11 protein-coding genes are annotated in these 12,209 nt (G+C 66.3%); 4 read left to right on the top strand and 7 right to left on the bottom strand.

The annotated features are described in order from the left end of the window. Positions 1 to 65: 65 nt before the first annotated feature. On the bottom strand, positions 66 to 668 hold the full coding sequence (locus AC5P76_RS01745) for a TetR/AcrR family transcriptional regulator (RefSeq protein WP_053520195.1): 603 nt from the start codon (positions 666 to 668) through the stop codon (positions 66 to 68). 141 nt (positions 669 to 809) lie between these two features. Between AC5P76_RS01745 and AC5P76_RS01740 the strand changes: the two genes are divergently transcribed. From AC5P76_RS01740 to AC5P76_RS01730, 3 genes are all read left to right on the top strand, one after another. After that, entirely contained in the window at positions 810 to 1,727 is a 918-nt protein-coding gene (locus AC5P76_RS01740; RefSeq protein ID WP_065174796.1) for an alpha/beta fold hydrolase, read from the top strand. Beyond that, positions 1,724 to 4,201, top strand: a complete 2,478-nt coding sequence (locus AC5P76_RS01735) for an acyl-CoA dehydrogenase (RefSeq protein WP_065174795.1) — start codon at positions 1,724 to 1,726, stop codon at positions 4,199 to 4,201. Before AC5P76_RS01740 ends, AC5P76_RS01735 begins: the two co-directional genes overlap by 4 nt. 74 nt (positions 4,202 to 4,275) lie before the next feature. Continuing rightward, positions 4,276 to 4,743, top strand: coding sequence for a hotdog fold domain-containing protein (locus AC5P76_RS01730; protein WP_253118628.1), 468 nt, complete (start codon positions 4,276 to 4,278; stop codon positions 4,741 to 4,743). Positions 4,744 to 5,215: 472 nt separating this feature from the next. Here AC5P76_RS01730 and AC5P76_RS01725 read toward each other — a convergent pair whose 3' ends face one another. After that, positions 5,216 to 5,566, bottom strand: coding sequence for a DUF1304 domain-containing protein (locus AC5P76_RS01725; RefSeq protein WP_128989749.1), 351 nt, complete (start codon positions 5,564 to 5,566; stop codon positions 5,216 to 5,218). A gap of 75 nt (positions 5,567 to 5,641) precedes the next feature. Then, entirely contained in the window at positions 5,642 to 6,970 is a 1,329-nt protein-coding gene (locus AC5P76_RS01720) for an NTP/NDP exchange transporter (protein WP_253118627.1), read from the bottom strand. 284 nt (positions 6,971 to 7,254) lie between these two features. Here AC5P76_RS01720 and AC5P76_RS01715 point away from each other — a divergent pair, with 284 nt between their 5' ends. Then, positions 7,255 to 8,655 (top strand): serine hydrolase domain-containing protein, encoded by a 1,401-nt coding sequence (locus tag AC5P76_RS01715; protein WP_065174793.1) that lies wholly within the window; start codon positions 7,255 to 7,257, stop codon positions 8,653 to 8,655. A 139-nt stretch (positions 8,656 to 8,794) separates the two neighbouring features. On the opposite strand, the gene AC5P76_RS01710 is transcribed toward AC5P76_RS01715, so the two are convergent. The 4 genes from AC5P76_RS01710 to AC5P76_RS01695 form a co-directional block, all read right to left on the bottom strand. After that, positions 8,795 to 9,295: a histone gene (locus AC5P76_RS01710; protein WP_065174792.1), complete on the bottom strand. Its 501-nt coding sequence runs from the start codon at positions 9,293 to 9,295 to the stop codon at positions 8,795 to 8,797. 774 nt (positions 9,296 to 10,069) lie between these two features. Continuing rightward, positions 10,070 to 10,465, bottom strand: a complete 396-nt coding sequence (gene gcvH / locus AC5P76_RS01705; RefSeq protein ID WP_053520260.1) for a glycine cleavage system protein GcvH — start codon at positions 10,463 to 10,465, stop codon at positions 10,070 to 10,072. A gap of 93 nt (positions 10,466 to 10,558) precedes the next feature. Further along, positions 10,559 to 11,671, bottom strand: coding sequence for a glycine cleavage system aminomethyltransferase GcvT (gene gcvT, locus AC5P76_RS01700; protein ID WP_053520259.1), 1,113 nt, complete (start codon positions 11,669 to 11,671; stop codon positions 10,559 to 10,561). A 102-nt stretch (positions 11,672 to 11,773) separates the two neighbouring features. Beyond that, positions 11,774 to 12,208 carry an NfeD family protein gene (locus AC5P76_RS01695; RefSeq protein WP_053520258.1) on the bottom strand — a complete coding sequence of 145 codons (435 nt, stop codon included), beginning with the start codon at positions 12,206 to 12,208 and terminating at the stop codon, positions 11,774 to 11,776. Between the last annotated feature and the right edge of the window lies 1 nt (position 12,209).

The raw sequence follows: 12,209 nt of genomic DNA, 5'->3' as shown, positions 1-12,209 counted from the left end.
CACCCTGCACCGGCAACAAAAAAGCCGCGATCAGGTCGCGGCTTTCTCGTGGGCAACGGAAACCGTCAGCCGTTCGGAATGAGCGTCTCGATCAGGTGTTCGACATAGGCCTCGAAATCCTCCCGCGCCTGCTTCGGCTGCTGCAGCTGCAGCGACAGCTGCAGGAAGCCCACATAGGCCGCATAGGCCAGGCGCGCACGATGGCGTGCGTCGGTGGAGCTCAGGCCTGCCTGACGGAACGAGGCGATCAGGTAATCGAGGCGACGCTGCGAAACGCGGTCGATGACCGGCCGCACCATCGGATGGTCCAGCGCCTTCAGCAGCTCGCTGTAGATGATGTGCGGCTGCACTTCGTGCGCCACCATCTGGAACAGCTGACGCAGGCGCGCGCGCGGATCCGGCACGTCTTCCAGGCTGCCGAACACCTGCTCCTGCTCGAACAGCTCCCACCGCTCCAACGCCGCCTGCAGCAGGGCGTCGCGCGAGGGGAAATGCCAGTAGAAGCTGCCCTTGGTGACGCCGAGGCGCCGCGCCAGCGGTTCCACCGCGACGGCACCCACGCCTTGTTCAGCAATCAGATCGAGGGCCGCCTGGGCCCAGTCTTCGGCGCTCAGGCGGCTGTTGCGGCCGGCGCGCGGTTCGCCGGCAGAAGCGTCAGGTTGATTCATGGAGTGATTTAACCATACGGCGGGGTTCGTTGCAGTACGCGGATGCAGCCGAAGGGCTCCGCTGTGCAGACCGGCCACCTGACGCGCCGCACCATACCATGCAGTATTGACATCCCCCGCAACCGATCCATACTAGCAAGTATGGTTACTTCCCCCACACCCGTTGCGTTCCACGACCTGCGTCTGGAAGCCGCGCACGGCACACGGCTGGCCGCCACGGCCAGCGATCACGGCCGCCGCGGCCGGGTGCTGTTCGCCCACGGTTTCGGGCAGACCCGGCATGCCTGGAACGCCACGGCCCGCGCGCTGTCTGCTGCCGGCCTGCAGACGCTGGCCTACGACGCCCGCGGTCACGGCGATTCGGACTGGAATGCCGCCGACCTGCCCTATCACGGCGAGCAGTTCGCCGACGACCTGATCGTGCTGGCCGGCGAACAGCCGCGCCCGCCGGTGCTGGTCGCCGCCTCGATGGGCGGCCTGTTCGGCCTGCTGGCCGAATCGCGCTGGCCGGGCCTGTTCTCGGCGATGGTGCTGGTGGACATCACCCCGCGCTGGGATACCGCGGGCGTGGAGCGCATCCTCGCCTTCATGACCGCCCATCCCGATGGCTTCGCCTCGCTGGCCCAGGCCGCCGACGTGATTTCCGCCTACATGCCGCACCGGCCTCGCAAATCCGAGCAGTCGCTGCGCGCGCTGCTGCGCGAGGATGGTCACGGCCGCTGGCGCTGGCACTGGGATCCGCGCCTGGTCGCCGAGCTGGCCCGCGACAGCGAGCAGCACCAGGATGCGCTGGCCGATGCCGCGCGGCAGGTGAAGTGCCCGATGCTGCTGGTCAGTGGGGGTCGCAGTGACCTGGTCACGCCGCAGACCGTGGCCGAATTCCTGGCGCTGGCCCCGCACGCGCGCCACGTGCAGTTGCCGCAGGCCACGCACATGGTCGCCGGCGACGACAACGACGCCTTTACCGCTACTGTGTTGGACTATCTGGACGTGTTGCCTGCGGTGGACGCCGCAGCTTCGTCCGTCACAAACGAGCACGTCACCGGAGCACGCTCATGAGCATCGTTCTTCCCTTCCTTGCCCTGCTGCTGGCAGGTGCATTCGCCGCCTACCACCGCATGCGGCTGGTCACCTGGACGCTGATCAGCGCCGCGCTGCTGGTCGCCTGCTGGTTCATCCCCTACGTCAACCAGACCGCCACGATCGTCGCCGCCGCCGTGCTGGCCGTGATCGCTGTACCGCTGCTGCTGCCGTTCATCCGCAAGCCGCTGCTGACCGGTCCGATGATGAAGGTGTTCCGCAAGGTACTGCCGCCGCTGTCGCAGACCGAGCGCATCGCACTGGAAACCGGCTCGGTCGGTTTTGAAGGCGAGCTGTTCACCGGCGATCCGGACTGGAACATCCTGCTCAACTATCCCAAGCCGCAGTTGACCGCCGAGGAGCAGGCCTTCCTCGACGGCCCGGTGGAAGAGCTGTGCCGGATGGTCAACGACTGGGAGATCACCCACGTCCACGCCGACCTGCCGCCGGAGCTGTGGGCCTTCATCAAGAAGAACAAGTTCTTCGGCATGATCATCCCGAAGGAATACGGCGGCCTGGGCTTCTCTGCGCTGGCCCACCACAAGGTGATCCAGAAGCTGGCCTCGGTATCCTCGGTGGTCAGCTCGACCGTCGGCGTGCCGAACTCGCTGGGTCCGGGCGAACTGCTGGTGCATTACGGCACCCAGGAGCAGAAGGACCAGTACCTGCCGCGTCTGGCCGACGGTCGTGAAGTGCCCTGCTTCGGCCTGACCGGCCCGTTTGCCGGCTCCGATGCCACCTCGATTCCCGACTACGGCATCGTCTGCCGGGGCGAATGGAATGGCGAGCAGGTGCTGGGCGTCAGGCTGACGTTCGACAAGCGTTACATCACCCTGGCTCCGGTCGCATCGCTGATCGGTCTGGCCTTCCGCATGTACGACCCGGATGGCCTGATCGGCGAGACCCGCGACATCGGCATCACTCTGGGCCTGCTGCCGCGCGATACCGCCGGCGTCGAAATCGGCCGCCGCCACTTCCCGCTGAACTCGACCTTCCAGAACGGCCCGATTCGCGGCAAGGACGTGTTCATCCCGCTGACCCAGCTCATCGGCGGCGCTGCCATGGCCGGCAAGGGCTGGAACATGCTCAACGAATGCCTGGCTGTGGGCCGTTCGATCACGCTGCCGTCCACCGCCAGCGGTGGCGCCAAGGCCGGCGCTGCGGTGACCGGCGCCTACGCGCGCATCCGCAAGCAGTTCGGCCTGTCGGTCGGCCGCTTTGAAGGCGTGGAGGAAGCACTGGCCCGTATCGGCGGCAAGGCCTACAAGATCAGCGCGCTGTCGCAGGCCACGGCTGCCGCCGTCGACCGCGGCGACGTGCCATCGGTACCGTCGGCGATCGCCAAGTACCACTGCACCAGCATGAGCCGCGAGGTGATCTCGGACGTGATGGATGTCATCGGCGGCAAGGGCATCATCCTCGGCCCGCGCAACTTCGCCGGCCGCAGCTGGCAGGCTGCGCCGATCGCGATCACCGTGGAAGGCGCCAACATCATGACCCGCAGCCTGCTGATCTTCGGCCAGGGTGCGATTCTCTGCCACCCGTGGGTGCTGAAGGAGATGAAGGCTGCACAGGATCCGGATACCCGTGCCGGCCTGCAGGAATTCGACCGCAGCCTGTTCGGCCACATCCGCTACGGCATTTCCAACGCCGTGCGCTCGTTCTGGTTCGGCCTGACCGGCGCCCGCTTCGGTGCCGCCCCGGGCGATGCCTACACCCGCCGTTACTTCCGCAAGCTGGACCGCTATTCGGCCAATCTGGCGCTGATGGCCGACATCTCGATGATGACGCTCGGCGGCAAGCTGAAGTTCAAGGAATCGCTGTCCGGCCGCCTGGGCGATGTGCTGAGCCACATCTACATGACCAGCGCCATGCTCAAGCGCTACCACGATGAGGGCGCACCGCAGGCCGACCAGCCGCTGCTGGCGTGGGCCTTCCATGACAGCGTGCACAAGATCGAAGAATCGCTGTCGGCCGCCCTGCGCAACTTCCCGATCCGTCCGATCGGCTGGCTGATGTGGGCACTGATCTTCCCGCTGGGCCGCCGCGCCGAAGCACCGGGTGATCGCCTGAGCCGTCGCGTCGCCGCTCTGCTGATGGCGCCGAACGAAGCGCGCGACCGCCTGGCACAGGGTGTGTTCCTGACCCCGTGCGAGAACAACCCGGGCGGCCGCATCAACAGCTATCTGGCCAAGGCCATCATGGCCGAGCCGGTGGAGCGCAAGTTCCTGAAGGCGCTGAAGAGCAAGGGCATCGAGGCGCTGGACTTCCAGAGCCAGCTGGACGAAGCCGTGGCCGAAGGTGTGATCACCCAGGACGAGCGCACGCTGCTGGAAGAGCTGCGCACGCTGACCCTGGACACCATCACCGTGGACGACTTCGACACCCACGAACTGCGCGCGGCCAGCTACTACGACCGCCAGCACAAGGACCCGCACTCGCAGGCCGCCTGATCGCCCGCGACACGCGTTGCCTCGACGGCGGGCCTCGGCCCGCCGTCGCTTTATCCGCCCAACGGAATCCCACCATGTCCACGCCCCTGCTCTCGCTCTACAACCGCCTGCAGCGCTGGCCTGCCGGCACCTGGCTGTTCTCGCGCGCGGTGTGCTTCAAGGCGCCCTACTTCGCCAGCATCGCGCCGCGCATCACCCGCCTGGAAAACGGCCGTTGCGAAGGTACGCTGGTGGACCGGCGCAGGGTGCGCAACCACATCGGCACGGTGCACGCGATCGCGATGTGCAATCTGGCCGAACTGACGGCCGGGCTGATGGTTGATGCATCACTGCCGAAGGGCATGCGCTGGATCCCCAAGGGCATGCAGGTGCAGTACCTGGCCAAGGCACGCGGCACGCTGCAGGCGGTGGCACTGCCGGCGCAGCCGATCGTGGTCGCGGCCCAGGGCTATGCGCTGCCGGTGACGGTGAGCGTGCGCGACCGTGCAGGGACCGAAGTGTTAAGCGCGGTCATCGACATGTGGATGTCGCCGGCCAAGTGAGGTTCCGGCCAACGGCGCCGCCCCTCGTGGGTTGGTCGCGGCATGCGGTTATCGGTTGGGCCGGATGGGTCGAGCCAGGCGGGGACGCCGTGAACCCATCCCTGGGGGCTTAGCCGCGCCATCCATGGCGCGGATACCCCGCCCGGCCCGACCCATCCGGCCTCTGACAGATCTGTGCGGCGTCCAACCCACGCAGAAGAAAAAAGAAGAGCAGAAGCAAAAGCAGCCCATCGGCCGCTTTTGCTGTTGGTGTTGCTGTTTGCTCTTTTTTTTCTTCTCCGTGGGCTGGACGCCCGCGGAAACTGTCAGGGGCCGGGCGGGTTGGGTTCGCGGGGGTGTCCGCGGCATGGATGCCGCGGCCAAGCCTACAGGGACGTACTTGCGGCGTCCCCCGCGAACCCAACCTGCCTGGCCAAACCCATGACACGCTCTACGCGGCCAACCCACGAGGGGCTGCGCCGTTGGCCGGAACTCACACCAGCGCGCGCAGCACCAGCGCCAGGATCGCCGGCAGCGCCTGGATCATGAAGATCCGGCGGCTCACGCTGTACGCGCCATAGCACCCCGCCACGACCACGCAGACCAGCGAGAACGTCACCAGCACCGGCTGTGCCATCACCAGCCCCGCCACGATGCCGGCCGCCAGGAAGCCGTTGTACAGCCCCTGGTTGGCCGCCAGCACCTGTGTGGTCTGCGCCTTCTCCGGCGTGTTGCGGAACGTCTTCAGCCCCAGTGGCCGCGTCCACAGGAACATCTCCAGCACCAGGAAGTAGACGTGCAGCAGGGCGACCAGCAGAGTCAGGGCGAGTGCGATCCAGTACATGGGCGGTTCCTTGAACAGGGATGGAGAATGGGGTCAGATCCCTTTCCTGCCGGAAAAGGATCTGACCCCGGAAAATCAGCGGTCGCGGGGCAGCTTCTTCTCTTCGCGCAGCACGCCGAACGCGGCCAGCGTCATGAACGCGGCCACCGCAACGCCTCCGATGAACACCACGGGCGAACCGAACAATGCCAGTCCCTTGTGCACCCAGGTGAAGCTCAGGTCGGCACCACGATAGACCACCGTGTCGATGGCCGCACCGGCCTTGTAGCGCCATTGCCGGTCGACACGGGTATAGATCGTCTCGCGTGCCGGCTTGGCCAGGGCGAACTCGCTGGCCCGGGTCATCACCTGCACCACCGCCACCATCAGCGGCATCGGCGACGCCGCCAGCACCGAGAAGCCGATCAGGATCGCGAAGCCGGGAATCAACAGCGCCGGAGCGATGCCGTGGCGCGACAGCAGCCAGCGGGTCAGGCCCAGCTGCATCAGCAGGGCCAGCGCGTTCACCGCCAGATCGATGCGCGAGAAAAATGCGGTGCTTGCCGCAGGGTCGGTGAACGACGCGCGCACGATGCTGGCCTGCTGGTTGTACAGCAGCGTTCCCACGCCGACGCCGAACACCACCATGATGGCCAGCCAGCGCAGCAGGGGCTCGCGCGCGATCAGCTTCAGGCCATCAAGCACGCTGCCGCCCATCGGCTGCTCGCCGGAGACCAGTTGCTGCTCGCGTTCACGCAGCACCGCCCAGTGCCGCAGGCGCCAGATGCACAGCAGGCACACGATCAGGAAGCCGGCCGAGACCAGCATCAGGTTGGCGATACCCACCCGCTGCACCAGCGCACTGGTGATGATCGGGCCGAGGAACGCGCCGAGCGTGCCGGCCGCGCCGATGTAGCCGTAGTACGCACGGGCCTGCACGTTGGAGAACACATCCGCCATGAAGCTCCAGAACACGGCGACGGCGAACAGGTTGAACACCATGACCCAGAAGAAGAAGGCCATGCCCCGCCCCGGCACGCCACTGTCGAACAGTGCGTAGAAGCCCAGCAGGGTCGCGATGAAGAAGCCATACACGGCCGGCAGGAATACCCGCCGCGGAAAGCGGCTGACCAGCCAGCCATAGACCGGCTGCAGCACCAGCATGATCACGAACACGCAGGAAAACAGGAACTGCAGGACGAAATCCTTCAGTGCGATGCCGTGGCTGGCGAACCAGGCGATCAGCACCGGCGGGAACACCGTCTCCAGGTCGGCCGAAGCCGCCATCGCCTCGCGTACCGGTCGCAGCACGTAGTAGCCGCTCAGCAGGCAGAAGAAGTAGAGGAACGACCACCACAGTGCCGGGGACTCGCGCAGCGCTGCCAGCAGCCCGCGCAACGGCCTCCCGTCCTGCACCGAACTCATGCGGCGCCCCACGCCAGCAGGCAGCGGTTGGACAGCGGCATGGCAGGCTCCGGGGGGCGGCAAAGCGCGTACGTTAGCCAATGCACTGCAACATCGCCAGCGCGGCACGCAGGTGGCACCGCAGGGGACTCGCACGGGCGACCGCCGACACGTTCGGATACACAATCCGGCAGCGTCAAAATTCCAACTTTTTCAACGAGATGCGCATTCATCTTCGCTTTGTTTGTGCACAGGCGAAAAGCGGCGCTAGAATCGCCATCAGCAGTCGCGCACGGGTCCAACCGATGAAAAAGAACAGCCTGCGTCGTCCGATCCGTTCGGCGGCCACCGGTTTGCTGGGCATGCTGATGCCCGTTGCCTTGTCCACCACCGCGCAGACCCCGCCGGCCTTGCCGCCGATGCCGGCCAACATCGAGACCGCGGCCGCGCCGGCCGTCGCTCATACCCAGCCGGCCGCTTACCGTACCGGCCTGATGCCGCAGGTGCAGCCACCCGCCCCCGGCTTCAACGTTGCCAACATCGAATCGATGGCGCAGCAGCTCACCTATGGCGAGCGCGTGCCGGGCATGGCGGTGGCGATCGTGCAGGGTGGACGCGTGCTGAGTGCGCGCGGTTACGGCGTCACCGACGTCAACAATCCGCTGCCGGTCGATGCCCATACCGTGTTCCGGCTGGCCTCGCTGTCCAAGGCCTTCGCCGGCACCATGGCCGGCCTGCTGGTCAATGACGGAACGCTGCGCTGGGACAGCAAGGTCACCGACTATGTGCCCGGCTTCCGCCTCAACTCGCCGGAAGCCACCGAGCGTCTGACCGTCGCCGACGTGCTCAGCCACCGCGTCGGCCTGCCCTACAACGCCTACGACCGTGACATCGAAGGCAACGCCGAGTACTACGCACTGACCCAGAAGCTGGCCAACACCAGCCTCAAATGCCTGCCAGGCGACTGCTACGCCTACCAGAACGTGGCCTTCAGCCTGATCGGCGACGTCGTCTACGCCGCCTCCGGCAGCTTCTACGAGCAGGCGGTCGAGCGCCGCATCTTCAAGCCGCTGGGCATGAACGATGCCAGCCTCGGCCTGGCCGGCATCCAGGCCAGTTCGCGGTGGGCACGTCCGCATGTGCGCAGCCGTAATGGCTGGGTGTCGCTGACGCCGAAACCGACCTACTACCGGGTCGCGCCGGCGGCCGGCGTCAACGCCAGTGCCAGCGACATGGCACAGTGGCTGCTGGCCCACACCGGTCATCGCCCCGACGTGCTGCCGGCACCGCTGCTGGCCACCCTGCATTCGAGCCTGATCAACACGCCGGGCGAAATGCGGTCGGGCTGGCGCCGCGAGCGTCTGCATTCGGCCGGCTACGCGCTCGGCTGGCGCACCTTCGATTACGCCGGTCATGACGTGGTGTTCCACGCCGGCGCCGTGCAGGGCTACCGTGGCCTTGTCGCTCTGGTCCCGGAGCGTGATCTCGGCATCGCGATCATGTGGAACGGCGAAAGTGGCCTGCCCAGCGGCCTGCTGCCGACCGTGCTCGACTCCGCGCTTGGCCTTCCCTCGCAACGCTGGCTGGACGTGGATACCGACTTCGGCAGCGACAACCTGATGGCCGAGGGCGCAAGCCCGGCGCAGCAGGACAAGCGCAAGGGCAAGGGTGCATCCAGCAACCGCGCGGTCGCCTCGCCGCGCTGAACCGGCACTCCCTGGCATCACCGGAAGGGCGGCCCATCGGTCGCCCTTTTTTTTGCGGGCTGCAGGCAGGGGATAAAAAAACCCCCTCCTCGCTGGGCAGCCGAGGAAGGGGTTTCAGGGTACGGCTATCGGGAAGTACTTAGATCAGCGGCGCCGGGGTTGCCGGCAGAGCGACCGGAGCGGCCTTCTTCTTGCGGGCGGCCGGCTTGCGCTTGGCGACCTTCTTCGCTGCCTTCTTCGGGGCAGCCTTCTTGGTCGCCTTCTTGGCCGCCTTCTTCGCAACCTTCTTTACGGCCTTCTTGGTCGCCTTCTTGGCGACCTTCTTGGCCGGCTTGCGGGCAGTGGTCTTCTTGGCGGCCTTCTTTGCAGTCTTCTTCGCTGCCTTCTTGGCGACCTTCTTCACTGCCTTCTTCGCGGTCTTCTTCGCCGGCTTCTTGGCTACCTTCTTTGCCGCCTTCTTCACTGCCTTCTTCGCAGTGGTCTTCTTGGCGACCTTCTTCGCAGCCTTCTTCACCGCCTTCTTGGCGGTCGCCTTCTTTGCGACCTTCTTCACTGCCTTCTTGGCAGCGGCCTTCTTAGCGACCTTCTTCACCGCCTTCTTGGCGGCGGGCTTTTTCTTCGCAGCTTTCTTGGTTGCCATGGGATGGCTCCTCGTCAGTGATAGGGAGTTGAAACGCCCAGGTGGATCAAACCCGCGGATGCTGCGTGCGGGGACCGCCGGCGCGTCAGGCGCGCCGTTACGGATGCGGCAATGCCTGCCTCGATCGGCGGAGCAGGCATCGGAACGGGAGTTGCCTTGCATTTCTCCGGGGGAAGCGGGGCCATGTCCACCGTCTTGGGGATCGCGGTGGCTTTCGAGGGGCTGCTTCGCATCGGACGATTGATTCTGCGCACTCGGTTGGGCAGGCAAGGTCTGCTGAGGCGAAACCTAATCACGCTTTTTTTTACTGTCAACAACCCCCGCGAAAAATTTTCACATTGGCGCCGTCCCGGACACCGTCTCCAGCGTCCTCGTTTCGCTTCCGCAGACACCGCTGGCGTGCGCGACACGACCGCCACGCGCGCCACTGCGTGCGCGCGCGCTCAAGAAAAAACACTTGAAATAAGCACTCTGCGTAGATGCGTGCCATTCCTGCGCCACCTCGCGCACGCACCCGGGCTACGTATCGCAGCGGCCTGCCGCGCCACCACAACGGGGCCGCAACGAGGCAGGAAAAGTTTTCACATTCGAACGCGCCGGCGCGGGGTGGAAACGCGGATTTGCGCAAAACTGCGCGCGTCCGAAGACACCCTTCCGAAGCGTCTGATGCCGCGTCGTGGGTGTGCAGCGAACCGGGCGTCATGAGTCCGGCGCGGTCGCCGGAACGAAAACGGCCACCCGAAGGTGGCCGTTTTCAAACCAGGAAACAACGACTCAGTGGTCGTCGTTCTCCAGGACTTCGGCGTAAGCGTCCGGGTCCAGCAGCTCGTTGATCTCTTCGGCGTTGGACAGTTCGACCACGAACATCCAGCCCTCGCCGTAGGCATCTTCGTTGATGGTTTCCGGCTTGTCGGACAGCGCCGAGTTGACCTCGACGACCTTGCCGCTGATCGGGCTGTAGACGTCCGAGGCCGCCTTCACCGACTCGACGACAGCGATCTGCTCGCCGGCCTTGGCGTCGGCGCCGACCTCCGGCAGTTCGACGTAGACCAGGTCACCCAGCAGGCCCTGGGCGTGGTCGGAGATACCGACGGTAACGCGGCCATTGCCTTCGACACGGGCCCACTCGTGGGACTTGAGGAACTTGAGGTCGCCGGGGATCTCGCTCATGGGACTGCTCCAGGATTTGCAGGGGGTGGAAAAAACGGGGCTAGTGTAACCAACCGGCCGCCACTGCTGTCAGTGACGTCCGGCACGTTCGGATCAGGCGTCGGCGAGCACGCCGGGCTGGGCCTGGCCTTCGCGCACGAAGGGGAACTTGACCACGCGCACCGGCACCTGCCGGCCACGGATATCGACCGTGACCTGGCCGAGGTCACCTGCCGGCACGCGGGCAAAGGCGATGCCCTTGGCCAGCGTCGGCGAGAAGGTGCCGGACAGGATTTCGCCCTGGCCGCCGGCCGTGGTGACCACCTGGCCGTGGCGCAGGACACCCTTCTCGTCCATCACCAGGCCGATCATCTGCCGCGCATTGCCGGCGGCCTTCTGCGCTTCCAACACGTCGCGACCGATGAAGTCACGGCCTTCGTCCAGCGACACCGTCCAGGCCAGTGCGGCTTCGTACGGGCTGATGGCTTCGTCCATGTCCTGGCCGTACAGATTCATGCCGGCCTCCAGGCGCAGGGTGTCGCGGGCACCGAGGCCAGCCGGCTTCACGCCTGCAGACAGCAGGCGGTTCCAGAACCCGACCACGGCCTCCTGCGGCAGCAGGATCTCGAAACCGTCCTCACCGGTGTAACCGGTACGGGCAACGAACAGTTCGACACCCTCATCGGACCGCACCTGCAGCGCGGCGAAGCGACCGAGCTTGCCCAGCGCCTCGCGGTCGGCGGCGCCGACCAGGCCAATGACGAGCTCGCGCGCCTGCGGCCCCTGCACGGCGAGGATGGCCAGGTCAGGACGCTGTTCAACGGACACGTTGAACGGAGCGGCCTGCGTACGCAGCCAGGCCAGATCCTTCTCGCGGGTGGAGGCGTTGACCACCATGCGGAAGAAGTCCTCGCCCAGGTAATAGACGATGAGGTCATCGATGACGCCGCCTTCGGCATTGAGCATGCACGAGTACAGCGCCTTGCCCGGCACCTTCAGCTTGTCGATGGAATTGGCCAGCAGGCGGCGCAGGAACGGCTTGACCTGCTCGCCGCGCAGGTCCACCACGGTCATGTGGCTGACGTCGAACACGCCGGCCTCGCGACGCACCAGATGGTGCTCGTCCAGCTGCGAGCCGTAGTGGATGGGCATGTCCCAACCCCCGAAATCGACCATCTTGGCGCCGAGGGCGCGGTGGGTATCGTTGAGCAGCGTCTTCTGGGTCATGACCGTTCCGGCAGCAGAGGAAACAAGAACCCCCATTATCCCAGATCGATCGCCCACGGGCGTGCCGCACCGCAGCGGTTCGCGCACGTACCGCCCGCAGGCTCAGCTGGCCGCTTCAACCACCAGCGTGCTGCCCTGCACCGCGACCACCCGCACCCGTGCCCCGGCCGGCAGTTCCGGACCGCTGACCTGCCAGTACGCATCGTCGATGCTGACCCGACCCTGCCCGTCCGTGATGCCCTGCTGCAATGGCACCACCCGACCGATCAGCTGCTCGGCGCGGCGGTTCAGCAACGGCTTGTCGCTGGCGCGTGCCCGCGACCTGCCCCAGCGCCGGTAGCACTGGATCGAAAGCACGCTCAGCACGACGAAGGCGACCACCTGCCACAGCAGCGGGATGCCGGCAAAGATCGCCACCAGCACGAACACCGCTGCAGCGCCGATGCCGATCCACAGCATGAACGCGCCGGGCAGCAGAGCCTCCGCAGCGAACAGGAGCAGGGCCAGCGCCCCCCAGGCGACGACGTCCCAGCGCATG

This window comes from Stenotrophomonas sp. YJH_SMC_36 (assembly GCF_059369935.1).
This window is presented reverse-complemented; position numbering and strand designations above follow the sequence as displayed.